22 protein-coding genes are annotated in these 24351 nt (G+C 65.8%); 6 read left to right on the plus strand and 16 right to left on the minus strand.

What is annotated here, in order from left to right:
- Positions 1–143: 143 nt before the first annotated feature.
- A complete protein-coding gene (locus ACQP1T_RS34635) occupies positions 144–1805 on the minus strand; it encodes an NAD(P)H-hydrate dehydratase (RefSeq protein ID WP_433757209.1) in 1662 nt (553 codons plus the stop codon).
- On the opposite strand from ACQP1T_RS34635, the gene ACQP1T_RS34640 reads away from it, so the two are divergent.
- Complete coding sequence (locus tag ACQP1T_RS34640; protein WP_433757210.1) at positions 1804–2352, plus strand: plastocyanin/azurin family copper-binding protein; 549 nt, start codon at positions 1804–1806, stop codon at positions 2350–2352. The genes ACQP1T_RS34635 and ACQP1T_RS34640 overlap by 2 nt on opposite strands.
- 238 nt (positions 2353–2590) lie before the next feature.
- On the opposite strand, the gene ACQP1T_RS34645 is transcribed toward ACQP1T_RS34640, so the two are convergent.
- Positions 2591–3064 carry a MarR family winged helix-turn-helix transcriptional regulator gene (locus ACQP1T_RS34645; protein ID WP_433757211.1) on the minus strand — a complete coding sequence of 158 codons (474 nt, stop codon included), beginning with the start codon at positions 3062–3064 and terminating at the stop codon, positions 2591–2593.
- 139 nt (positions 3065–3203) lie between these two features.
- Here ACQP1T_RS34645 and ACQP1T_RS34650 point away from each other — a divergent pair, with 139 nt between their 5' ends.
- Positions 3204–4400, plus strand: coding sequence for an MFS transporter (locus tag ACQP1T_RS34650; protein ID WP_433757212.1), 1197 nt, complete (start codon positions 3204–3206; stop codon positions 4398–4400).
- 418 nt (positions 4401–4818) lie between these two features.
- Here ACQP1T_RS34650 and glmS read toward each other — a convergent pair whose 3' ends face one another.
- The gene (gene glmS, locus ACQP1T_RS34655; protein WP_433757213.1) at positions 4819–6699 is read right to left on the minus strand and encodes a glutamine--fructose-6-phosphate transaminase (isomerizing); all 1881 of its coding nucleotides are present in this window, start codon (positions 6697–6699) and stop codon (positions 4819–4821) included.
- Between the two features lie 36 nt (positions 6700–6735).
- Between glmS and ACQP1T_RS34660 the strand changes: the two genes are divergently transcribed.
- The gene (locus ACQP1T_RS34660) at positions 6736–7593 is read left to right on the plus strand and encodes a dienelactone hydrolase family protein (protein ID WP_433757214.1); all 858 of its coding nucleotides are present in this window, start codon (positions 6736–6738) and stop codon (positions 7591–7593) included.
- Here ACQP1T_RS34660 and ACQP1T_RS34665 read toward each other — a convergent pair whose 3' ends face one another.
- Together ACQP1T_RS34665 and ACQP1T_RS34670 are read right to left on the minus strand one after the other, a co-directional pair.
- A complete protein-coding gene (locus ACQP1T_RS34665) occupies positions 7594–8145 on the minus strand; it encodes a TetR/AcrR family transcriptional regulator (protein ID WP_433757215.1) in 552 nt (183 codons plus the stop codon). It lies immediately after the preceding gene.
- A 26-nt stretch (positions 8146–8171) separates the two neighbouring features.
- Positions 8172–8621, minus strand: a complete 450-nt coding sequence (locus ACQP1T_RS34670) for a DUF6640 family protein (protein ID WP_433757216.1) — start codon at positions 8619–8621, stop codon at positions 8172–8174.
- 232 nt (positions 8622–8853) lie between these two features.
- Here ACQP1T_RS34670 and ACQP1T_RS34675 point away from each other — a divergent pair, with 232 nt between their 5' ends.
- Together ACQP1T_RS34675 and ACQP1T_RS34680 are read left to right on the plus strand one after the other, a co-directional pair.
- Positions 8854–10014: a WXG100 family type VII secretion target gene (locus ACQP1T_RS34675; RefSeq protein ID WP_433757217.1), complete on the plus strand. Its 1161-nt coding sequence runs from the start codon at positions 8854–8856 to the stop codon at positions 10012–10014.
- Positions 10015–10242: 228 nt separating this feature from the next.
- Positions 10243–11013 (plus strand): ESX secretion-associated protein EspG, encoded by a 771-nt coding sequence (locus ACQP1T_RS34680; RefSeq protein WP_433757218.1) that lies wholly within the window; start codon positions 10243–10245, stop codon positions 11011–11013.
- Positions 11014–11024: 11 nt separating this feature from the next.
- Here the strand turns inward: ACQP1T_RS34680 and ACQP1T_RS34685 are convergent, their stop codons facing one another.
- The 5 genes from ACQP1T_RS34685 to ACQP1T_RS34705 form a co-directional block, all read right to left on the minus strand.
- Positions 11025–11411: a hypothetical protein gene (locus ACQP1T_RS34685; RefSeq protein WP_433757219.1), complete on the minus strand. Its 387-nt coding sequence runs from the start codon at positions 11409–11411 to the stop codon at positions 11025–11027.
- A gap of 29 nt (positions 11412–11440) precedes the next feature.
- Positions 11441–13036, minus strand: a complete 1596-nt coding sequence (locus ACQP1T_RS34690; RefSeq protein WP_433757220.1) for a hypothetical protein — start codon at positions 13034–13036, stop codon at positions 11441–11443.
- A 44-nt stretch (positions 13037–13080) separates the two neighbouring features.
- Positions 13081–13392: a hypothetical protein gene (locus ACQP1T_RS34695; protein WP_433757221.1), complete on the minus strand. Its 312-nt coding sequence runs from the start codon at positions 13390–13392 to the stop codon at positions 13081–13083.
- Positions 13393–13761: 369 nt separating this feature from the next.
- Positions 13762–14070: a DUF6802 family protein gene (locus tag ACQP1T_RS34700; protein ID WP_433757222.1), complete on the minus strand. Its 309-nt coding sequence runs from the start codon at positions 14068–14070 to the stop codon at positions 13762–13764.
- Positions 14071–14183: 113 nt separating this feature from the next.
- Positions 14184–14381 (minus strand): PspC domain-containing protein, encoded by a 198-nt coding sequence (locus ACQP1T_RS34705; protein ID WP_433757223.1) that lies wholly within the window; start codon positions 14379–14381, stop codon positions 14184–14186.
- A gap of 168 nt (positions 14382–14549) precedes the next feature.
- Here ACQP1T_RS34705 and ACQP1T_RS34710 point away from each other — a divergent pair, with 168 nt between their 5' ends.
- Positions 14550–16208: an ABC-F family ATP-binding cassette domain-containing protein gene (locus ACQP1T_RS34710; RefSeq protein ID WP_433757224.1), complete on the plus strand. Its 1659-nt coding sequence runs from the start codon at positions 14550–14552 to the stop codon at positions 16206–16208.
- On the opposite strand, the gene ACQP1T_RS34715 is transcribed toward ACQP1T_RS34710, so the two are convergent.
- From ACQP1T_RS34715 to ACQP1T_RS34740, 6 genes are all read right to left on the minus strand, one after another.
- Positions 16205–16900: a hypothetical protein gene (locus tag ACQP1T_RS34715; protein WP_433757225.1), complete on the minus strand. Its 696-nt coding sequence runs from the start codon at positions 16898–16900 to the stop codon at positions 16205–16207. The two genes, ACQP1T_RS34710 and ACQP1T_RS34715, sit on opposite strands and share 4 nt — an antisense overlap.
- Positions 16901–17170: 270 nt before the next feature.
- On the minus strand, positions 17171–18547 hold the full coding sequence (gene glmM / locus ACQP1T_RS34720) for a phosphoglucosamine mutase (RefSeq protein WP_433757226.1): 1377 nt from the start codon (positions 18545–18547) through the stop codon (positions 17171–17173).
- Positions 18548–18764: 217 nt separating this feature from the next.
- The gene (rpsI, locus tag ACQP1T_RS34725) at positions 18765–19265 is read right to left on the minus strand and encodes a 30S ribosomal protein S9 (protein WP_397055801.1); all 501 of its coding nucleotides are present in this window, start codon (positions 19263–19265) and stop codon (positions 18765–18767) included.
- Positions 19262–19705, minus strand: a complete 444-nt coding sequence (gene rplM / locus ACQP1T_RS34730) for a 50S ribosomal protein L13 (protein WP_040686710.1) — start codon at positions 19703–19705, stop codon at positions 19262–19264. The genes rpsI and rplM overlap by 4 nt, the downstream gene beginning before the upstream one ends.
- Positions 19706–19850: 145 nt before the next feature.
- Complete coding sequence (locus ACQP1T_RS34735; RefSeq protein WP_433757227.1) at positions 19851–21647, minus strand: hypothetical protein; 1797 nt, start codon at positions 21645–21647, stop codon at positions 19851–19853.
- A gap of 70 nt (positions 21648–21717) precedes the next feature.
- Positions 21718–24297: an FHA domain-containing protein gene (locus tag ACQP1T_RS34740; RefSeq protein WP_433757228.1), complete on the minus strand. Its 2580-nt coding sequence runs from the start codon at positions 24295–24297 to the stop codon at positions 21718–21720.
- Positions 24298–24351 lie beyond the last annotated feature (54 nt).

The raw sequence follows: 24351 nt of genomic DNA on the forward strand, positions 1-24351 counted from the left end.
GAGCGGCGAAGACGTGATTTTCGTAAGCGGCGAGGTTGGCGGCGAGGGCGTCTGGTTCAGGCGCGACGGCAGGGGACTTGACGGCGGGCGCAGGTAGGACGTGAGCGCCCCGACCGCCGCGGTCGAGCAGTGGGTTGCCGACATCAGCGCGTCTCGCGTAATTCGCGGCAAGCGCGCAAGGTGCGGATGGCCGGGCGCAGGTGGTCGAGGAGCGGGGATGCGGAGGTGGGGGCGGCGGAGGGGTGGTTTTCGTGGGCGGCGAGGTTGGCGGCGAGGGCGTGGACGCGGGCGGCGGCGGCAGCGGACCAGGCGGGGTCGCGGCCTGCGGCGAGCAGGGCGCCGATGATGCCGGAGAGGACGTCGCCCGCACCGGCGGTGGCGGCCCAGGAACCACCTGCTTCGTTGACGAGTACAGGGCGGCCCGGGGTGGCGACAAGGGTGGCTCGGCCTTTGAGCAGGACGGTGAGTTGCCAGGATTCGGCGAGTTCGCGGACGGCGGAGACCCGGTCCTGGCCGACTTCTTGTCCGGTCAGGCGGGCGAATTCGCCTGCGTGCGGCGTCAATACGGTGGGGGCGGTGCGGCCGCGGACCAGGTCAGGATCGGCGGCGAGCAAGGTAAGGCCGTCGGCGTCGACGACGACGGGAAGGTCGGTGGCGAGGATTTCGGCGAGTCGTTTGTGGGCGTCTGTGTCGGTGCCCGCGCCGGGGCCGAATACCCAGGACTGCACTCGGCCTGTGGACGAGATGGTCTGGGCGGCAATGACTTCGGGGAAATGGTCGAGAACATCGGCCGAGCCGGTTCCGGCGTAGCGGACCATGCCGGAGGTGGCCGCGACAGCGGCGCCGGTGCACAGTACGGCGGCGCCGGGATAGGTCGCGCTGCCCGCACAGATGCCGGTGACCCCTTGGGTGTATTTGTCATCGGAAGGTCCCGGGATGGGCCACTGCGCACCGATCTCCGCGGGTTCCAGCGCCGCGAGACTCGGTGCGGGTAGCCGTAAACCGATGGGGACCAATTCGATTCGGCCACAATAGGGCGCCGCCAAGGCATGCACCGGCTTGTAAGCGCCGAACGCGACCGTGACCTCGGCGCGGACAGCCGGGCCGGCGACCGCGCCGGTGTCCGGATCGACTCCACTCGGCAGATCGGCGGCGATGATCGGAACATCCAGAGCGGCAACGATTTCCGCCGCCATCGGGCGCAGCGGGCCGTGACCCGAGATGCCGACGATGCCATCGATCACCAGATCGGGTGCAGCCGAATTGTTTTCGCCCAGGATTGACGCACCGTAGCTCGATCCGGTGCCGCTCTGCTCGACACTGCTCGGTCCGGCACTGCCCTGCCCACTGCTCGATTCGGCACTGCTCTGCCCGCTACTCGACTCGGCAACATCAGCCGAGCCACCGGGACTCGATCCGGCGTCGCTCGATCGGGCCGAGCTCGCACCATCCGCACGTGACAGGTCCGATGCGGTTCGGATACGACCGCCTGCCTTGCGCAGTGCGGCAAGGCCTTTCGCGTGAGCACGCTCCGGATTCAGGAGCAGCGCGGTGACGGCGACGCCGCGGCGGCGCAGCATTGATCCGGCCCAGAGCACGTCACCGCCGTTATCGCCGGAGCCGACGAGCAGCAGCACCGACCTACCCGCGATGCCGCCGGTCCGTGCGCGCAATTCGCTCGCGACTATCCGCGCCAGTCCATAGGCTGCCCGATGCATGGGCATGCCCTCGGGGACGCGGGTGAACAGCTCGGCCTCGGCCGCGCGCACTTCATCGGCGGTGAAATAGCCCCGCTGGCTGGACATGAACGCTCGCCTCCACTGCGTCGATCGGGCACTGCGGTTCCGCTGGTGCGGGGATACGCCGAAGTGGCAACGCCATGGTGCCGCGCGGGCCCGCACCGTCAGCAGACTACGCTTGGCCGTCATGCCGATGGTGCGCCACGCGATGTCCACCCGGATCGCAACCGGATTCGTCTTGGCCGCGACGCTATTGCTGGCGGGCTGCGGCTCCGGCGACACGAATTCGACCGCAGCATCGGCCACGGCGAAGTCCGGCCACCCGACGACCACCGCCAAGTCCGGCGATTCGAAACCCACCGCCGTCACCGTCGACGTCACGGATATGAAGTTCTCCCCCGCCGATGTCACCGTCAAGGTCGGCGAGACCGTGACCTGGAAGTTCAAGGACTCGGTCCCGCACACCGTCCAGGGCATCGGCGATAGGGCTATGGGCCTCAACAGCCCCATCTTCGACAAGGGCGAATGGAGCTACACCTTCTTCGCCCCCGGCACTTACCGCTATCTGTGCTCCCTGCACCCCCAGATGCGCGGCACGGTCACCGTCGAGTAACCGGGCCCTGGACCCGCGGCTTTGGCACTCCAAGATCAGCGCGGCGACAGGCAGCGACACCGCGGATCGCGCTCGGATGGCCCGAGCACCAAGGCATTTCCGCACACAAGCGTCGGATCAGCTTCCACAGCGGGGTCGTGGTGGCGAAGTTGACGAATAGATTCGGGCCACTTGCCCCCATGGCAGCACGCACATGCGGGCCGGGTAGGGGCGCATGTCAGTGGCCCGGCGAACGAGGTTACGCCTGCGGGATTCGGGCGGCGTTTGTGTTCATCGCTTCCACGGCGGCGACCAGTGGAGCCAGTTCAGGATCCGCGGCGGCTTGGCCAAGAGCGCTGGACAGGGCGGTGTCGTGAGTGGGGCGGGCGCGGGTCAGTAGTTCCAGTCCCGCTGGAGTGACGTCGGTGTAGATTCCGCGGCGATCGTCGGGGCAGAGGTAGCGCTGTAGCAGGCCGCGGTCTTCGAGGCGGGTGACCAGGCGGGTCGTCGCGCTCTGGCTGAGCACCACGGCTTCGGCGACTTGGTTCATGCGCAGGTGACCGCCGGGTCCGTCGTGCTGGCGGCTGAGCACGACGAGCAGCGAAAATTCGCGCACGCTCAGCTCGTGACCGGATTGCAGGGCACGTTCGATATGCGCCTCGATCCGATCGTGCAGCAGCGACAGTGCGTACCAACCATCGGCCAGGCCGGTCAGTGCGGCATCCGCGGTCATGGCTTTCCTTCTGCGTCGGGGCTCGTTCCTCCAGGATAGACGAAGATCGAAATAGCCCGCGTTTGCAATTAAAACGCGTATGCAATTATTGTTGGCGCCTGTAAAGCTCAGGCGCAACATCACGTGGAGGCTCGTGCTCATGCCGCTCGCACTACTCGCCCTGACACTCGGGGCCTTCGGAATCGGCACCACCGAATTCGTTGTCGTCGGACTGCTGCCCGACATCGCCGACACCTACACCGTGTCGATCCCCACCGCAGGCCTGCTGGTCACCGGATACGCGCTCGGCGTACTGGTCGGCGCGCCGATCATGACCGGGCTCGGCACCCGGGTCTCCCGCAAGCGGATGCTGCTCGTCAGCCTGTTGCTGCTGATCGCGGGCAATGTATTGTCCGCACTCGCACCCACTTTCGGTCTCATGCTGACCGGACGCATCGTCGCCTCGCTCGCGCACGGCGCCTTCTTCGGCATCGGATCGGTGGTCGCCGGAAATCTGGTCCACCCGGATCGCAAAGCCGGTGCGATCGCCATGATGTTCACCGGACTTACCGTCGCGACCATCGTCGGCGTGCCGCTGGGCACCCTGCTCGGCCAGCAATTCGGGTGGCGGCTCACCTTCCTGCTCGTCGCGCTGGTCGGCCTAGCCGGTCTGGTCGGCGTCACGGCGCTGGTACCCGAACAGCCCGCCCCCCACGATGCGCGCCTGCGTCACGAACTCGCCGTGCTCACCAACCCGCAGGTACTGCTCGCAATGGCCATGACGGTGCTCGGCTTCGGCGGCGTCTTCGCGGCTATCACCTACCTCGCACCGATGATGACCGAGGTCACCGGCTATGCGGCGAGTTCGGTCACCTGGTTGCTCGTCCTTTTCGGCATCGGCTTCTTCCTCGGCAACCTGATCGGCGGCAAATTCGCCGACCGGCACCTGATGCCGATGCTCTACACCACCCTGGGCGGCCTCGCGCTGGTGCTCGCACTATTCACGCTCACCGCACACAACAAGATCGCGGCCGCCATCACCGTCGTCCTCATCGGCGCCCTCGGGTTCGCCACCGTCCCCCCGCTGCAGAAGCGCGTCCTCGACCAAGCCGGTAACGCGCCGACCCTGGCCTCGGCCCTCAATATCGGCGCATTCAACCTCGGCAACGCGATCTCCGCCTGGCTCGGCGGCGTCGTCATCGCCGCGGGATACGGGTACACCTCGCCGAACTGGGTCGGGGTTGCCCTGGTCGTGAGCGCGCTCGGTCTGGCGGTCCTGTCGGGCAATCTCGAACGTCGCGGAGTCGAAACGCCAAGCGAGACAACCGAACCCCTGGTCGCGGCCGGGCGTTCCTGAAGACCTTGTCACCGGTGGCGATCGATCGTCGCCGGTCACGACTGTCCACGCCGAACCGCATTCAGGCCGCCAATAGCACAGGTCTCCAGAGTCCACGCCCCCGGCAATTGCCGATTTCCCGGCACAGCGGTCGCAGCTCGTACGCGTCGAACGTTTCACCGCCGCCTGCCGATCGAGCGCTCCCCCGTCGACGGCATATAGCCACAGAGCTCCAGCAACAGATCCGCCCGCAAGTTGTCGCACACCCAGTGATTACCTCGCACAAGGCAGAGCCTGTGCGAGGTAGTCATTAGGTGTACGTCAGTCCTGCGAGGACTTCTCTTGCGGCAGATCAACTACGTCGCGGGCGGGGGCGACAGTCTTCTCGCTGGATCGACGCCGCGATGGGAGGAGGCGGCGAGACGAACTAGGGCGGGCGCTATTCGACGGTGACGGACTTGGCCAGGTTGCGCGGCTTGTCGATGTCGTACCCGCGAGCCTGAGCCACTTCCGCGGCGAAGATCTGCAGCGGAACGGTCGACAGCAACGGCTGGAAAAGCGTTGGTGCCGAAGGGATCTCGATGAGGTCGTCAGCGAACGGGCGCACCGTGTCATCGCCCTCCTCGGCGATCACGATGGTGCGGGCGCCGCGGGCCTGGATCTCACGGATATTGCTGAGCAGCTTCGAATGCAGCACCGCGCGGCCCTTGGGTGAGGGCATGACCACGATCACCGGCAACCCCTGCTCGATCAGCGCGATCGGACCGTGCTTGAGCTCACCCGCCGCGAATCCCTCGGCGTGCATGTACGCGAGCTCCTTGAGCTTGAGCGCACCCTCCAGCGCCACCGGATAGCCGACGTGGCGGCCGAGGAACAGCACGGTCGGCACGTGCGCCAGTTCCCTGGCGATCGCGCGCACCTGCGGCGCGGTGTCCAGCACCTGCTGGACCAGATGCGGCATCGCCTCGAGTTCGGCGAACTCACGCGCCACCTCATCCGGATACTTGGTGCCGCGAGCCTGCGCCAGGGCCAGCCCGACCAGGTAGTTCGCGGCCACCTGCGCCAGGAATGCCTTGGTGGACGCGACACCGATCTCCGGTCCGGTCCTGGTGTAGAGCACCGCATCGGACTCGCGCGGAATCTGTGCGCCATTGGTATTGCAGATGGCGAGCACGCGCGCCTTCTGCTCCTTGGCGTGCCGCACCGCCTCGAGGGTGTCGGCGGTCTCGCCCGACTGCGAGATCGCCACCACCAGCGTGGACCGGTCCAGAACCGGGTCGCGGTAACGGAATTCGCTGGCCAGCTCGACCTCGACGGGCAACCGAGTCCAGTGCTCGATCGCGTACTTGGCCAACAGTCCGGCGTGATAGGAACTGCCGCAGGCGACGACGAATACCTTGTCGAAGTCGCGCAGTTCCTGATCAGCGAGGCGCTGCTCATCCAGCACGATCCGGCCACCGGCCTCATCGTGGGTGAAGTGGCCGATCAGCGTATCGGCGACACCGGCGGGCTGCTCCTCGATCTCCTTCAGCATGAAGAAGTCGTGCCCGCCCTTCTCGGCGGCGGCCAGATCCCAGTCGATGGTGAACGGGCGGGTGCGCGCGGTGCTGTCGTTGCCCGCGAAATCGGTGACCGTGTAGGTGTCGGCGGTGATCACGACGGCCTGGTCCTGGCCGAGTTCGACGGCCTCGCGGGTGTGCTCGATGAACGCGGTGACATCGGAGGCGATGAACATTTCCCCCTTGCCGACACCGACGACCAGCGGCGTCGACCGGCGCGCGGCGACAATGACGTCCGGATGATCGGCATGGGTGAATACCAGCGTGAACGCACCCTCCAGCCGACGCAGCACGGCCAGCGCGCTCGCCGCGAAATCACCCGCGGTGGGGCCTTCGGCGTATGCCCGCGCCACCAGGTGCACGGTGACCTCGGTGTCGGTATCACTGCCCAGCTCGACGCCCGCGTCTTCGAGCTCCCGGCGCAGCGGCGCGAAGTTCTCGATGATGCCGTTGTGCACGACGGCCACCTTGTTGGTGGTATCGCGGTGCGGGTGGGCGTTGCGGTCGGTCGGCGCACCGTGGGTGGCCCAGCGGGTGTGTCCCATGCCGGTGGTACCGGCGAAGTGCTCGGTCCCGATTTGGGCGAGTTCGGCCTCGAGATTGGCCAGTTTGCCCGCCTTGCGTTCCACCGCCAACACGCCCGCGCCGTCCAGGATCGCGACGCCCGCCGAGTCGTATCCTCGATATTCCATGCGGCGCAACGCGTCAACGACAACGCCAAGGGCGTCCCGGTACCCGACGTACCCCACGATTCCGCACATGGCTCACCAGAGTACTTATCGGATAACGTTCACGTCGTGTCGGCGTCTGTGAAATCACTCCTGAGCACCCTGACCAGCCGGGGGCCCCACCGCGTACTGCGCGGCAATCTCGCCATCGCCGGTCAGCCCGGCGTGGTGTTCACCCCGGAGTCCGGCCTGAATCTACCCGCGGTCGCCTTCGGCCATGGCTGGCTGACCGGCGCCGCCAACTATCGCGCCACGCTCGAACACCTGGCGTCCTGGGGTTTTGTGGCCGCGGCCCCAGATACCGAGCGCGGGCCGATTCCGTCACACCTCGGGTTGGCCACCGATCTGCTCACCACGCTCGATATCTGCACCAGCGTCCGGCTCGGCGACGGCGCGATCAGCGTGCATCCGGAGCGGCTGGCGCTGGCCGGGCACGGCATGGGCGCGGGCGCCGCGGTGATCGCCGCCGGGCAGCGTCGCGTCGCCGCGATCGCCGCTCTCTACCCGGCGCCGACCGCCCCGGCCGCCGAGACCATCGCACCCGATATCGACACGCCCGCGTTGGTGCTGGCGGGGGCGACCGATATCGAATCGGTCAGCTCGAATGCGATCCCGCTCGCGGCCGCGTGGGCCGGATCGGTGGTGTTGCGGGCGGTCGACGGGGCGTCACATAACGGCATTGTCGAAGGACGTCGGGCGCTGGCCGCGTTGGGTGCGGGCAAGCACGAGTCCAAGACCGCGCGGACCACACGGGCGCTGCTCACCGGATATCTGCTGCACAAACTGTTGCGCGACAAGACATATGCGGCGTTTTCCGACCCGGAGGCGGTTATCCCGCACACCACTGTTATCGATCCGGAAGCGCCGCGCGAGGAGGAGAAGCCGAAACTTTCGGTCATGCAGCTCGCACAGCTGTTGCGCAAGTGATCATGCCCGAAGGCCGTCGAGCGCGAGTTCGATGAACCGCCGCCAGTCGCCGAATCCGTCGCGACTGATCGTGGCGACCGCGCCGACGATCATATAAAGGTCGGCGACGGTCGCATCGGCGCGAATGCTGCCATCGGCTCGGCCCCTCGCCAGCAGTTCCGCGCCGAGTTCGGCCAGGTCGTCGCGTACCGTACCGCGCGGTTCGGTGTCGCCGAGCACCGATTCGATGGTGCCGGACAGAGCACGCCCCCGCTCGTGCACTTCGGCGACATGACCGAGGAAACCGGCCAGGGCCTGCCTCGTATCCGGATTCGGGAGGCACGTGCGGCGCGCATGCTCGAGGATTCCGGCGAACCGCTGTTCGGCAGCCGCCTCGATCAAGGCGCGCCGAGTCGGGAAATGTCGATAGATGGTGCCGACCCCGACCCCAGCGGCGCGCGCCACATCGGCCATCTGCACCTCATCACCCTGTTCTGCGAACAGTGCCGTCGCGGTCGCGAGAACCTGGTCGCGATTGCGGGCGGCGTCGGTGCGGAGTTTGCGGTCGGTCATCGATCTCCCTGTCTGCTGGCCGTAGGTTAGCCCCGGATCGGTGCGCGAGTGCGCTCGACGACGATCGCGACCGCCAAGGCAAGCAGCATTACCAAGGCGATGAACAGTTGCGGGTCCATGCCGATGACCTTGGCCGCGTCGGCCGCATGCTCAGGGTCCTGGGCCGCGGTGCCGGGGAACAGTAGCGCGCCGAACATGGCCAGCCAGGTGACCGACCCGAGTCCGGCGGCCAGGAAGAACTGGGCGCGGAGGTTTCCTGTTCGCTGCCATAGGACAACAAGCCCGATCGCACCGATGAGCGTGCCCATGCCGATGTATTGGGCGTCGTGGAATTTGGCATGCGGGGGCCAGGCGGGGTTGTGCAGGTGGAGGTCGGCGATGTCGGGGATGACCAGGTCGGCGAGCAGGGGGCCGATGAGGGTGTTGAGGAGGACGGCGCCGACGAGGATTCGCGGGAGGGTCCAGTGCGTGGTCATGGGCGTCCTATCGGTCAGTTGATGAACCGGAATCCGATTCCGATTAGACGGTAGGGCTGTGGTGTGTGGACTGTCAACGGGCCGTTGGCATTCCGGATGATCGACTGGGTTGGGCCAGTGGGAACTCGGGTGTGGGGCGGTTGCACGGTGGTCAACTGCTCGGTACGGTCGATCCAGCTGAATAGGGGGGCGGGGAACCGGTCCGGCCCTGCTGTAGGGAAGGGGCGATTCGATGTCAGGCAATGAGCCCACGAGAATCCCTCCACACGGGGAGAACGTATTCCATTGGGAGCGTACTGAAATCGAGGAAGCGTTCACGCCGCTGGATCCGCAGAATACCCACGGTGCGGCCATGACGTACTCCAACGTGGCCACTCAATGGGACCAGGGGCTGGAGACTTTCGCCCGCTCCGTCCAAGGCTCGATCGCCGAAGCATGGGAAGGCTCGGCCGCCGATAAGGCCAAAGACGCGATCAACCGCTACGTCACCAGCGCCCACGAGCTGACTCCATTGATCACGCAGATGTCCAACGACATGGAAGCCGCCGCCGACGGAGTCCGCAACGTCGCCAACGGAATTCCGGAAGCCAACCACCATTCCTGGACCTCGAACGTCTGGCCGCCCCGCGCCCATGAGGAAGAGAACACCAAGAACGAGGCGACCGCCGGTGCCCGCAACGCCATGCTCACCAACTACGTGAACAAATTCGCCGAATTCGACGGCCGCGTCCCCGTGCTGCCCACCGCACTCGATCCGACCCATCCGCTCGACATCTCCGGGCCGATCGAATCCGGCGGCAACGAACCGGGATCGCCCGGTCCCGGCGGGACCTCGGGCGGGACGACGGGCGGCACCTCGAAGGGCGGCGAAACCAAGGACGGGACCGAATCCGAGGGCGAGTCTCCCGAGGAGACCACATCCACAGACACCAACCCGACAAACACGACCTCGAGCTCGACCAACCCGAGCAGCACGACGTCGACGACACCGACTACGACGACACCGAGCAGCACAACCGCGACAACGCCGAGCACCACAACAACCCCGAGTTCCAGCCCGACCAGCACCGGTTCGCCAGGCTCTCCGGGCAGTTCCACCTCGACCACGCCGAGTCCCGGCCGCACCGTATCCGGCACCCCCGGCACAACCACGACCAATCCCGCTGCGGCAGCGGCGACTACATCCACCGCGACCGGACGCAGCGGAATGGGGATGGGCGGTATGGGCGCCGGTGCGGGTCGCGGCAAATCCGATGAGGACAGCACTCACCAGACACCGGACTACCTCATCAACGCCGCCAATACCGAAGAGCTGCTCGGCGAAATCGCGAAGACCGTCGAGGGTGGCGTGATCGGCGAAAACCCGGAACCCCCTCCGCCGCCGCGCACCTGACCTCACGGATGTCCAGCTGTACGCGACACCTTGCCGCGCAGTATCGGCGGCCGGATCGCAGCATCATCGGCTCATCTCGAGGCACCGCCTGGCCACAGCTGGTTCAGTTCGGTGCGGCCGCCGGACTCTTAGCCGCATCGTCGACAAAGCCGCTGGCAGCAAAACAAACACGCATTCCGGCCGGACACCTCGTCCGGCGTACACCGCACGATCGATTGGAATCTCCAGATGGCTGAATGGACTTGGGAGCCGGACGATTTCGCCGCACTATGGTTCAGCCCCGCGAACGACCGCTTCCCCAATCCACTCCGCTTCACCAGTCGTTTCGCCTACCGCGACGACTTCGACACCCATCGGGTCACCATGCGCGAGCGCTACTCCCCCGACGAACTCGAAGAGATCCAACTCGCCCTGCACACCCTCAGCACCTCGACGATCCGCGTCCAAATCTTCGGCGGCACAACCCGACATAAAAACCCGGCAGGCGGTGTCCGCGTCTATCGAATAGTCGGCGCCCGCACCGACCATCACGCCATGTCACTGGCGCAAGCCACCTTCGGCGACACCAACGGCCCCATCCGCTGCCGCCTGTTCCCCGTAGACCACCTCCCCGCCCAGCTCACCAGCTCCCTGCCACCCTGCACTCCAGGCACTCAGCCACCCGCCACCTTCCACCCGGACGACATCTACGGCCGCTCCGACACCCACCTCGAAAGCGTCACCCGCAACTCGCCCCGCGAGCGCTACCAACGCCTCCTGAACCGCCCCGCCGACGGCGGCGGCTCCGCCCTCCTGCACACCGGCCCCGTCAATAAACTCAGCGCTCCCCTCACCACCGTCCAATGGCACGACCTGACCAACGACGGCCGCTACACCGAACACCGCACCCGACACGTCACCGTTCGCCCCACCACCCCCACCGAGCTGACCAGCCACTTCACCACCTGGATCGCCCAAACAACCCAACGCCTCCGACAAGCCGAAGAAGAACGGCGGTAGACCCGCAGTCCTCAGATCAACCAGCTCTTCCGGCGGTAATACTCGGACTCCGGATCGTCGTCCTCATCGATCGGTGTGACGACATCGTGGGCTTTACGAGCCGCTATCGACCGCGCGATCGCCTCTCGCTGCTCGCGGGCCTCGGCGGCCAAGCGTTCTTGCTCGGCACGAGCCTCGACCTCGCGACGTTCTCGCTCTTCCGCCTCCGCCTGTGCCCTCTCCAGTTCCGCAGCGTGTTCTTCCCAGAACTCGCGCATTTCCACGTTCATTTGTTCCACGAATTCGCGACCCCGCTCCGCGCTGCGCTGCTCGATTTCCACGAGCTCCTCGCGCAGCATCCGAGCCTGACGGTCGTGCTCTTCGAATATCCGCTCGATCTCTTCCGAGTAATTCGTCACCTCGCACCTCCACTAATCGCGTCCATCGACTACAGCGGGCCCGCCTCGGCGAGTTGCGCCCCACTGTCGAACGGTTGCTCGGGTTTCGCTTCCTCGGTGCCGGTAAGCGCCGGGTCGGGCGTGTGCTCGCCGTCCTCCTCCCGCTTGGTGCCGGTACCCGTAGGCACGCCGGAGGTTGTGCCCGGACTTCCTGCGCCCTGCTCCTGCTGCGAGTTGTCAGGGGACTTGCCCTCAGGCTCTTCGCCTTCCTGCTCGACCTCGCTGTCCGAGATGACCGGTGCACCGTTCTCGTCCAGCTTCACGCTGTACTCATGCGACTTTCCGTCGGCATCGGTCGAGACCAGCTTCAACTGTCCGTCCTGGCCCATTTCGAACTTCAAATGCTTTCCGGCCAAATCGAACTCGACGCTGGTTCTACTGTCGTCATCCGGCTTGCCGTCGCCATCCTTGTCTTCAGTGCTCGTCGGATTGAAAGTCTTCTCGATCTCCTGCATCGCATTATCGATCCCGTCCTTGATCGAAGTGCCGAGGGAGGTGAGTCCTTGACCGACGGTTTGACCGAGCGAAGTCAGTTGCGATGCCGCAGAAGTGAGGGATGACAGCCCGGACAGCAGATTGCTCGCCGTGGTGGTAGTGGATGGCGACGTCGCGGTAGTGGAGGGCGTCGTCGTGGTAGTGGTCGTCGGTGTCGAGGTAGTCGCGCTCGGGGTCGTCGTCGTACTGGGAGTCGACGAAGTCGTGGAGCTGCTGGTGGTGGTGGTGTCAGTGGGATTGTTGTTGTTATTCGAGGCAGTAGTGGCGGTTCCTTGCGGTCGCGGATAAGGGTTGCCATCCAGATCCGCCATGGCCTTGACCAGCAACGGGTACGCCTCTTTGATTGCCGTATCCGTCGAGTTGCACTTGTCCACGAAGTTGGTCAGCGTGTCCTCGAATTTCTTCTTGAAAACATCATCGAGCCACTTACGGCTGACCTTGTTTGTCGATTCTCTATCGAAAGCCAACTTACCGGCTGCGATTGCACTACCCACCCCAAAGGTAGGAACACCGACGGCGTACGTGATTCCCACATCGTCCCACGAAAAGTCCGACCACCCGGTATCGGCACCTTTGATTATCTCGTCGATATCCGATGGGGACTTGCCGTCGACCTTTACTTCACCAGAGCTGCTCGCCAGTTCATGGACGTGATCGGCCTTCGATTGAACCGCCGACCGCAGTTTCGGCACCACGGTAGTAATCGCATCGAGCGCAGCCCTGGCCTTGCGGCGATCCTCCTCGGCCATCGCGAGTTGCTGTCCGAACATGTGCTTGGCAGCGCCAGCCGCCTGTCCGGTCCATATCGTTTCCAACTTCTGCGACAATGCGTACTGCGTATCCCACTGGGTATCAGCCTCATTGAGCGATGAGCGAAGAGCCGTAGCCGTATCGGCCAACTTTTCCAGATTCATGCCACGCTGTTCGTCGTACCTGGCATAGATTTGATTCAAGGTCAGACCGGTGTCGTGCCCGAACGCCCGCTTGTACCGCTCGATCAACTGAGCAAAGAACTGGAGACCCGACGATCCGGTGTCGAGAATTACATCGACATTCTTACCGCTCAGATCAGGTGACGTGGTATCCGCCATGCTAAGACTCCTCGCTCGTCGAACCCGTCATCTTCGGCAATTGGCTAAGCATTTTTGGTCTTGTCCGCGTTCTCTTTGTCGGTATCGGAATAGACAATGCTGGCCGCACCGACGGTGTCCCCGATGGCCGCACCTGCGGAGCCCCAGGCTTTCAGCCATTTCACGACATTTTCCAGCCCGGAATAGATCGCTTTTCCTTGGGCCCCGTAGTTACGACCGGCATCCCGCTCGCCGAACATATTGTCGGAAACCCGCTCGGCGCTGTTCGTCACAACAGCCGCCGACAGCTGCAGATCGCTGCCGAACTGACCGAGTTCCCCGGTCTTGACGCCCAACATCTGGCTCGAATCGGTCATCGGTAAGGCCCCTCCAGTCCTGTCGTCCGATCATCGGGCGGCGATCCAGCTCGCGCCGAGTACTTGCCTACTTCCTTCGACGCGTCCGGGCGGGATTCGGTTCCATCGGATCGCTCGGCCCAGGTCGACACCGAATCGTTCCGCAGGTTCCAATGATCCGCACGTCAGCCGCGCGGATCATTGCAGCCTGCGGCCGGGTGTACCCACGAAGGGTCTGGGTTGTGGGGGCCGTTGTCGGACAGTGTAATTGGGTCTCGGGCGGTGGGGGAACCCGTCGAGATGCGGTCGACCACTGCTGCTCGATGTGAAGCGCAAAGCGGCCCGGCCCCGAGAACGAGGCCGGGCCGACAGTAGAGACCCCCTCGGCGGCTAGTGCCCGATCTTTCCCTGATCGGTGCGCACCCACTCGGAAGTCCCATCCGGATGCCGATGGAACTCCCATGCGGAGTAGTCGCCGTCCTTCTCGACGACGGTGACCTGGTCGGCGATGCCGTCGTGGTCCCAGTCGGTCCACACCTGCATGGCCTCGGGGCCGGTGGTGGTGACGGTGTCGAGAGTGCCGTCGCCGTCGATGTCCTGGGTGGGGTGGTGCAGTTCGACTTCACCGAGGCCGCCCAGGGAGGAGGATGCGTCGATGCCGGGTAGATCCATGCCCGGGAATTCACCTGAGGTGATCATGACTCCTCCTGGTCGGGACTCGCGTGGGTGACACGGCGGTCGATCGGTGGGTACCGATCCATAGTGTCATCCGCGAGTCCCGAACGCAGCTCCGAGACCCTATTTATCGGGGATCACTTTTTCGGAATGATCAGCCACAGAACCAGATACACGACGAACTGCGGCCCCGGGAGCAGGCAGGACAGAACGAAGAGCAACCGGACGACGTTGGCGTTCCAGCCGAAGTATTCGGCGATGCCGCCGCAGACGCCGGCGATCCACTTGTCGTTGCCGGAGCGGGTGAGTCGGCGGGTTGGGGCGGGGGCGGTCATTGTGGTCCCTCTCTGGTGATGTTCGGTACGACATCAACTCTGCCCGGGAAAACAACGCCTCACATCGGTCCCATGACCTATCCCGACCCTGATTTCCGGAGGCTGTGGACTCAGGGTGCTACCCCGAGACCCCGCGGTGCCAGTGTGTGGCACGGACACGGCAGACTCATGCTGGTGAGCACCACTCTGCACGTGCGCGGACTGTCCGCGGGCCACGGCGAACGTACCCTGTTCGACGACCTCGATTTCACCCTCGCGCCGGGTGATGTGATCGGTTTGGTCGGCATGAACGGTGCGGGCAAGTCGACGCTGCTGCGCATGCTCGCGAACCGATCGGCGCCCACCGGCAGCATCACGCTGTCCCCGCCTGATGCCACCGTCGGGTACTTGGCGCAGGAGCCCGAGCGGATCGCCGGGGAGACCGTGCTCGAATTCCTCGGTCGCCGAACAGGTGTCGCCGAAGCACAACGCATCATGGATGCTGCCGCAGAACGTTTGGCCGATGCCGGCGAGGACGAATATTCGCCTGCACTGGAGCGCTGGCTCGCACTCGGCGGCGCTGATCTGGACCAGCGAGCCGAGGAGGTCGCGGCGGATCTCGGACTCGCGGAAAGCCTGCCGAACGGCCTCGATACCGCGATGAGCGGACTTTCCGGCGGCCAGGCAGCCCGCGCCGGTCTCGCATCGGTCCTGTTGTCACGCTTCGACATTCTGTTGCTCGACGAGCCGACGAACGATCTGGATCTCGACGGCCTCGCCCGGCTGGAACAGTTCGTGGCCGGGGTTCGGGTGCCGCTGATGGTGATCAGTCATGACCGAGAGTTCCTGGCGCGCACCGTGAATCGCATTGTCGAACTCGATGTCGCGCAACAGCAAGTCGGGATCTATGACGGTGGTTACGAGGCGTATCTGATGGAGCGTGAGATCACCCGCCAGCATGCCCGGGAGGCCTACGAGGAGTATGCCGACACCAAGGCCGGGCTCGAGGCACGCGCCCAAATGCAGCGCAACTGGCTCGAACACGGCGTTCGCAACGCTCGTCGGAAGGCCCGCGACCCCAAGAAGGTCGACTCCGACAAGGCGGGCCGCAAGATGCGCGCCGAATCCACCGAGAAGCAGGCCGCCAAGGCCCGCCAGACCCAGCGGCGCATCGAGCGACTGGATGTGGTCGAGGAGCCGCGCAAGGAGTGGGAGCTGCGCATGTCCATCGCGGCGGCCCCGCGCAGTGGCTCGGTGGTCGCCACTTTGTCGAATGCGACCCTCACCCGAGGGGATTTCGAGCTCGGCCCGGTCAGCACCCAGGTCGACTGGGCCGACCGCATCGTGCTGACCGGCGCAAATGGTTCCGGCAAGTCCACACTCCTGGCTCTGCTGCTCGGAAAAGTCCAGCCGGACAGCGGAACTGCCACGCTCGGTTCCGGCGTCGAAATCGGCGAGGTCGATCAGGCGCGCGGACTTTTCCGCGGAAGTGCCGCCCTCGCAGATACTTTCAGTGCCGAAATGCCGGAATGGCCCGACGCCGAGGTCCGCATGCTGCTGGCCAAATTCGGCCTCCGCGGCCCACATGTCCTGCGCCCCTGCGAAACCCTCTCCCCCGGCGAACGTACCCGCGCCGCACTCGCCCTGCTCCAAGCCCGCGGCGTCAACCTGCTGGTCCTCGACGAACCAACCAACCACCTCGACCTACCCGCGATCGAACAACTCGAGCAGGCCATCGAATCCTTCGAAGGCACAATGCTTCTGGTCACCCACGACCGCCGCATGCTCGACTCGATCACCGCGACCCGCCGCTGGCATATGAACAACGGCCATCTCACCGAAAACTAGGTGATCTCATTCAGGTCGCTTCGTCTGCTCGCCCCGGACATCCTCGCCCGCGCCTCATGAATGCATAACCGGGGGGCCTGAGGTCGAGGGTGGATCGTCTGGTGCTGGCAGGTGGAAAGGGGGGATTCGGGGCGGGTGGCAAGGGGGATCAGTTCGGCGGCTTGGGTATAGCCGCGGCGTCTGTGGTGGCGTTGGAGTTCGGTGGTGAGGGCGGTGCGGGAGATGCCCATGCGCAGTGCGGATTCCAGCGTTGCCAGAGCTTCGGGGCGAGACGCGGTGCGGGCCACGTCTATTGCGGTTCGGGTGGGATTGGTGGTCACAATTCCGTGCGTCAGGTCTAGTTCGGCCTTGTCGATGTGGTCGCGGTGGACGATGAGGCGGCGGGAGCGCGAATCTTGCAGGCCCAGTACGTGAGTGGGTTGGCTGTGCGGTATCGCGAAACCGTGCAGTTCGCCGGCGGTGTGGTAGGCGGCGATCACCGTCGGCACTCCCATGGATAGTCGGGCCGCTTCGACGCGGAGTTGGGCAGAGGGTGGAGTGGTGGCCTCCCGGAAGACGCCGCGGAAGACACGGACCCATTCGCCGCTGTCGAGCAAGGTCCGCATTTCCGTGCGGGTGTATTCGCACAGCACCTGCCATGAGGTGAAGACGCCGAATTGCTTGTCCCGTACTTCTTCCAGGCCTGGTCGCATACGCCAACTATCGGCGAAACCGAACCGCGCCCTCGCTGCCCGAGCAGCGCAAACAGAAAGTCTGTGGATAACCGATTCCCTGTGGACAACTCGCCGTGCCGCAGCAAGCATTCACGGCTCGTGCTGACCTCGATCGACCACTCGAAGCCGGGCTGGCAGATGGTCATCGCTGGCGATCAAACGGAGTCTGCGACACCACCACAGGAGCCGCACAGCTGCGATGCAGAGGTGCGCACCGCCGGGACGCGCGGGATCGTACCGCTGACGCGACTACACCGCGGCTACACGCTTGGCCAAGTCATCGGCCAGCTGCTGAGCTCGAACCAGGTCGGTAGCCTCGACCATCACCCGAACCAGTTGCTCGGTTCCACTGGGGCGCAATAGGATTCGCCCGGAATCCCCGAGCACCCGTTCGGCTTCCGCCACCGCCTCGCGGATCTCGGGCGCCGCGGCAACCGTCGCCTTGTCGGTGACCGGAACGTTCACCAGCACCTGCGGCACCGTCTGCAGCACCGAAGCCAAATCGGCCAGCGTGCGGCGAGTCTGCGCCATGCGAGCCATCAGTTTCAATCCGGTGAGAATGCCGTCGCCGGTGGTGCCGTAGTCGGGGAAAACCACATGTCCGGATTGTTCGCCGCCGAGATTATAGCCGCCGCGACGCAACTCCTCGAGAACATACCGGTCGCCGACAGCGGTGGTGCGCAAGGTAATTCCCGCTTCGCGCATCGCGATATGCAGGCCCAGATTGCTCATGACCGTGCCGACCAGGGTGTTCTGGACCAGCGAACCGGTCTCGTGCATGGCCAGCGCGAGAATGGCCAGAATCGCGTCACCGTCGACGACGGCGCCGTCGGCATCGACGGCCAGCGTGCGGTCCGCATCGCCGTCATGCGCGATGCCCAGGTCAGCGCCGTGTTCGCGCACCGCGTGCTGAATTTGTTCGAGATGCGTCGAGCCGCAACCATCGTTGATATTGAGGCCGTCAGGTTCGGCATTGATCGCGATGACCGTCGCACCTGCCGCGCGATAGGCCGCGGGTCCGACCTCGGAGGCCGCGCCGTGCGCGCAATCGACGACGACGGTCAGCCCGGACAGATCCTGTCCGGTCGCCTCGACCAGATGCTCGACGTACCGCTCGTGCGTGCCCGCCTCGCTGTATTGATCCGGGATCACCTGCCCGTGATCGCGGGCGCCGGAAGCGTTCAGCACGCGACCGATTCCGGCACCGATCGGCCGCAGCGTCGCACCTTCGACGATCAACGCCTCGATCCGGTCCTCGACCGCGTCGTCGAGCTTGTGCCCACCGGCCGCGAAGATCTTGATTCCATTGTCCGGCATGGGATTGTGCGAGGCCGAGATCATTACGCCGAGGCAGGCGTCGTAGAGTCCGGTCAGGTACGCCACGGCGGGGGTCGGAAGTACGCCTACCGAAAGCACATTCACGCCCGCGGCGGTCAGACCGGCGGTGACCGCGGCTTCGAGCATCTCGCCGCTGGCGCGTGGATCGCGACCGACCACGGCGAGCGCGCGCTCCTTGCCGCGACTCAGGATCTGCGCGGCGGCACCGGAAACCCGCAGCGCCAGTTCCGGACTCAGCGATTCATTGGCAAGCCCACGGACTCCGTCGGTGCCGAACAAACGTCCCACTACCCTCGCCCCTCATCGTAGATCCGCGGCGTGCGCGACGGGCACGGAGGCGGCAGCCCGCGTAACCACGCAGGGCCCCGCAAACGCGGCAAATAGATACAGCACGAGAGCAGGCGCCCAGCCGTGCTGGAAGCCTGCTCTCGCACAGGTGCCCCGCCGACCGTACCGTCTCCGGCACCCACAGGGTGCCGGATGACGGCGGCCGACGTAGCCAAAATCAGCGCTTCGAGTACTGCGGCGCCTTGCGGGCCTTCTTGAGGCCGTACTTCTTACGCTCGGTGGCACGCGGGTCACGTGTCAGGAATCCGGCCCGCTTCAGGGCGGGACGGTCATCCGGGGTGACCTCGATGAGCGCACGGGCGATGGCCAGACGCAGCGCACCGGCCTGGCCCGAGGGGCCACCGCCGACCAGACGCGCGTGGATGTCGAAGGACTCGGTCCGCTCGACGGTCACCAGCGGCGACTTGACCAGCTGCTGGTGCACCTTGTTCGGGAAGTAGTCCTCGATGGTGCGGCCGTTCAGCACGAAGTTGCCGGTACCCGGCAGCAGGCGCACGCGAACGACGGCCTCCTTGCGGCGACCGACGGTCTGCACGGGACGGTCGATCACGATCGGGGCGTAGGCGGCGGGCTCGGCCTCGTAGCCGTAGTCCTCCTCGACGACCTCGACGTTGGCGTCCTCGGCGAAGTCCTCGTTGAATTCCTCAGGAGCGGTCACTGGGCCACCTGCTTGATCTCGAACGGAATGGGCTGCTGAGCGGCGTGCGGATGCGTCGGGCCCGCGTAGACCTTCAGCTTGCCCGCGATGGCGTTGCCGAGCTTGTTCTTCGGGATCATGCCCTTGACGGCCTTCTCCACGAGACGATCGGGGCGCGACTCCAACACCTGACCGACAGTGCGCGACTTGAGGCCGCCCGGGTGTCCGCTGTGGTGGTGGATCAGCTTGTCGGCCTTCTTGTTGCCGGAGATGGCAACCTTGTCGGCGTTGATGATGATGACGAAGTCGCCGCCATCGAAGTTCGGCGCGTAGGTCGGCTTGGTCTTGCCGCGCAGCAGATTCGCTGCCTGGACGGCGAGACGGCCGAGCACTACGTCAGTGGCGTCGATGACGTACCACTTACGGGTCACGTCACCCGCCTTGGGGCTGTACGTAGGCACAGTGGTTCCCTGTCTGTAGTCGGTGTTGCCAGCCACGGCGTGCGGTCGAGTGAGTTCCCGGCGGCCGGTGGAGACCCGGGGCTCGACGTACGTTCACACGCCAACGGGCAACGATACCAGCCATGCCGCAGCGGTATGAAACCGGTCAGATCTCGATCGGCGGACCGTGGTCGATGGCGCCGGGCGGGCCCGGAACCACATAGCGCGGGACGTCGATGCTCGGCTGCGCGCACTCCGCGCCCGCGGCGCCGAATCCGGAGTCGCCCTGTTCCGAAACCAGACCCGGGTCGTATCCACGAGCCGCGGCAATGCCCGCACGCTGCTCATTGGTGACGTACGGGGTCAATGGGCAGGACACCGGCGACCCGGCGACCGAAGCGGCCAGTTCGACCCGGTCACCACCCGAGGGCATGGCCATCGCGGCCAGTGCGGCGGCACCGGCAACCGCCTGCGCGCCGAACAATTTGCCCCAGCGCTTGCCCTTGCGCGGTTTGTCTTCGTCGTCCGACTCGGACGGACGCCACTGCGAACCGCCCTGCGGCGGTTGGTCCTGCGGCGGTTGGTACGGACCACGCGGACCCAACGGCGGCACCGGTCCCGGTGGCGTTGGTGGCCGACCGATAACGGTGGGCCGCTGGTCATCCGGATACTGCCCGGGCGGGCGGGTGAATCGGCTGCCGAGCTCAGCGAGGTTCGGCGGCAAGGATTCCCGGCTGACCCGCGTGGTCGGCTCCTCACCCGTCGGCTCGGTCGACGGCTGCACGGTCGGATATCCGGGCCCGTATTGAACCACCGGCGGATGCGGCTGCCCGACCTCGCGGGGGCCCTGCCCATGTTCTGGACGTCCCTGCCCTTGATCAGGCCGGACCTGCCCCGGATCAGAACGGACCGGCCCCTGCTCGGAACGAGACGGCACATCCCGCCCCTGCAACGCCTCGGCCTGCCGCTGCGCCGATAACGCCTGCGCCTGCGCGGCCTCCACCTGTCGCTGCACCGAAAGCGCCTGCTGCTGTGCCGATTCGGCCTGATACTGCGCCGACTCCACCTGCCTCGCCCGCGGCGGCGGCTCGGCATGCCTGCCCGCCGACTCCGGCTCACCGTTCTCGTTATCGGTCAGCAGCAGGTGCGAGGCACCGAGCACCAGCGCGTGCATCGGGTGATCGGCCACATGCAATCGGTGCCCGAGATGGTTCTGGAAGGCCAGCCGCAGCGCGTCGTTGAAGCAGACATTGCCGGACAGCAGCACCGTCGAGGTGTCCGCGCCGATCGAGCGGGCCGCGGCCATCACCTCGATCACCACATTGTCGGCCGAACGCGCATCGCGCATGGCCTCCGCGGTGACCGGCACGTCGACCGATTCGGTCGGCTGCTCATCGTCGCCGTGCACCGCGACAACCAGCATGGTCCGCCCGTCGGAGTACACACCGGTCGCGCCGATGCCGTGCGGATTGCGATCGTCCGGGGACCGCACCAACCCGAGCGCACGCACATATCCGGACAGCGCGACACTTTCCGGCAGCGGTTCGACCGTGACGTCCAGCCGCTCGACCAGATCGACGTACACATCGACCTTCGCGTCCGGCCAGCCGTCCGGGAACGGCAGCGCGACCAGATCCGGTTTACCGCGCAGATATTTGCCGACGGCCGCGAGCGGGTTGTACATGCGGGCACGGAAGACCAGTTCGGCGGGCCATGTCGCACCGGCCACCACGATCTGCGGATGGCCGAGGATGTCGCGCACATCGGCGATCGCCATCCCCAGATCCGGCCGCTGCCGCTCCATTCCGGCGGTATGTAGCCCGCCCGACGAATCCGCCAGCAGATATGCGGGCGGCGTGTACGTACCTTCTACCTGCACGGGGCGGATCGGTGTCCCACCGCCGCCCGCGGCAACGGACACCACATCCCACCCGAGATGTACTGCCCCAACTCGCACCGTCACAGGCATAAGTGTGCCTGTTGCGCGAGCGACATGCTCACCGCATCCGGGGAGAAGCCGCCTGAGCAGGCCGTCACGCGTTCGACTTCCGCAACCGCAACCGGCGCCAGGTGATAATCGCCAACACGGCGGTTATCGCGACGAGCAGGCCGATATCGAGATACCAGACATTCGGCTCGTGCTTCCACAACGCATCGGGTTGCGCGTTGGCGAACAGTGTCCGGATATCCACCGTCGACGCTCCCGCCGCATATCCCCATCGCGCCGGGAACAGCCACGAGATCTGCTCGAGCACAACCCGGTTGGTCACCGGAATCAAGCCGCCCGCCATGACCAGCTGGACCATGATCATCACCACCAGCATCGGCATGACCTGCTCGTTGGACCTCGCCAGGCTCGACAACAGCAGACCGAAGACCACACAGCACACGGCGGTCAATGCGATATCGAGATAGAGCTCGGCGGGTCCATTCGGGATTACCGAACCCTCCAGCGGCGGCTTCTTACCGACCAACGTGATGCCGACCAGCACCGCCGCCTGCAGGAACGCGGTAATGCTGAACACCGCGATCTTTGCGAACAGATACGCCGAGGGCAGCAGCCCGACCGCGCGCTCACGATGGAAGATGGTGCGCTCACCGACCAGATCGCGCACGGTCAGCGTGGATCCCATGAAGCAGGCACCCAGAATCAACACAACGAGCAGCTGCTGCGTCTCGCTGCCCCCGGACGGGACGAAGAGCACCTCGTTGCCGCTCTGCACCTGCTCCAATGGGCCGCTCTGGAAACCGTTGCTGCCCGGCACGACCAGCGACAACGTACCGAGAATGAAGGGCAGGATCACCAGGAACGCCAGATAACCGCGGTCGGCGAAAATCAACCGCACCTGCCGTCGCGCCAGGGTGGAGAACTGCTTGGCGCGCCCGGATTGCGGTGGACTGCCCGCCGACCCCTGCCGCGGTGGCGCTGGTGGTGGCGGCGGTGGCGCGAAGGCCAGCCTGGACCGGTACGCGGCGAATGCCTGATCCGGATTCGCGGCGACCCGCCCGAAGATCTCGGCCCAGTCGCTGGTGCCCATGGCCGCGCCGACACTGGCCGGATGACCGCAGAAGGCGGTCTTGCCACCGGGGGCGAGCAACAGCACCTGATCGCACATGTCCAGGCAGGCCACCGAGTGGGTGACCACGATGACGGTGCGCCCGGCATCGGCCAGTTCGCGCAGCATCGTCATCACCTGACGATCCAGCGCCGGATCCAGACCCGAGGTCGGTTCGTCCAGAATCAGCAGCGACGGACCGGTCAGCAGTTCCAACGCCACCGACGCGCGCTTGCGCTGACCGCCGGAGAGCCGGTCGACCCTGGTGTCGGCATGTTCGGTGAGCGAAAGTTCTTTCAGCACACCGTCGATCACCTGCTGTCGGTCGGCCTTCGAGTTGTCCGGCGGCAGTCGGAGTTCGGCGGCATAGCCGAGGGCTTGGCGCACGGTGAGCTGACGGTGCAGCACATCGTCCTGCGGCACCATGCCGATGCGGGAACGCAGCGCCTCGTATTCGGCGTGCAGGTTGCGGCCCTCGAAGGTGACCACACCGCCGGAGGGATGCGTGGTGCCCGCGATCAATTTCGACAGCGTCGATTTGCCCGCGCCGGAAGGTCCGATGAGTGCGGTGAGCGTGCCGCGCCCCGCCTGCATATTCACATCGACGAGCAACTGCTTATTGCCCTCGACGGTGAACCCGACGCCGTGCACGTGCAGGCCTTGCTCGGCGACCGGCTTCTGCCGATGCACCAGCGTGCCCTGCTGGACGACGAAGTCGATATTGCCGATGGTGATGATGTCGCGCTCACGCAGCACCGTGCGCTGCTCGCGATGTCCGTTGACGAAGGTGCCGTTGGCCGAGCCGAGGTCCTCGATGGTCAGGCCCTCGGATGCCGCGACCAGACGCGCGTGCTTGCGCGAGGCCAGCGGATCGTTGACGACGATCTGATTGTCGGAGGTACGACCGATAGTGAGCCCGCCGGGCGGCAGGCGGTCGGCCCTGGCGATCGGCGCGGTGGACGGGCGGGAGCGGACCGGCGGCAACATGGAGGTGTCGGCCTTGAAGGTCATATTGACGTTCGGCTGCTGCGGTTGGGAAGGCGGTGGCTGCTGAACCTGCGGCTGCGAAGGTGGTTGTGCGGGTTGCTGTTGCGGACGCTGCTGGGACGGCGGCTGTGAAAATGGTTGTGGTGGCTGCTCCGAACGCTGCTGTGACGGCGGTGGCGCCTGCGGTGTCCGTCTCGGATGCTGGTAACCCGACGGCACCGACGACTGCGGCTGGGAGGGCGGCTGCGGAGGCCGGGGCGGCGCGGGCAGCAGATGCAATAGCGGACCGCTGATCGCATCACCGAGGCGCACCTGCGTCGGCCGATTGATCGGCACCGGCTGACTCAACCGCCGCGCATCCACGAAAACGCCGTTGGTGCTGCCGTTGTCGGTGAGCACCCAGCTGTTGCCCTGCCAGGCGAGCGTCGCATGCACCCGCGAGACCAGCGGACTGTCCACGAAGAGCGTCACTTCCGGTGCGCGCCCCATCGTGACCTGTTGATTCGAATCGAAGACCCGTTCGGTTCCATCATGGCGCACGGTGATGGTCTGCGCCCCCGGTGAAGACATGCAGCGGATACTATTCCATCACCCGGACTTCGGCGGTGCCCCCGATGCGCCTTT

The organism is Nocardia sp. CA-135398 (assembly GCF_050955845.1).
GTDB lineage: Bacteria > Actinomycetota > Actinomycetes > Mycobacteriales > Mycobacteriaceae > Nocardia.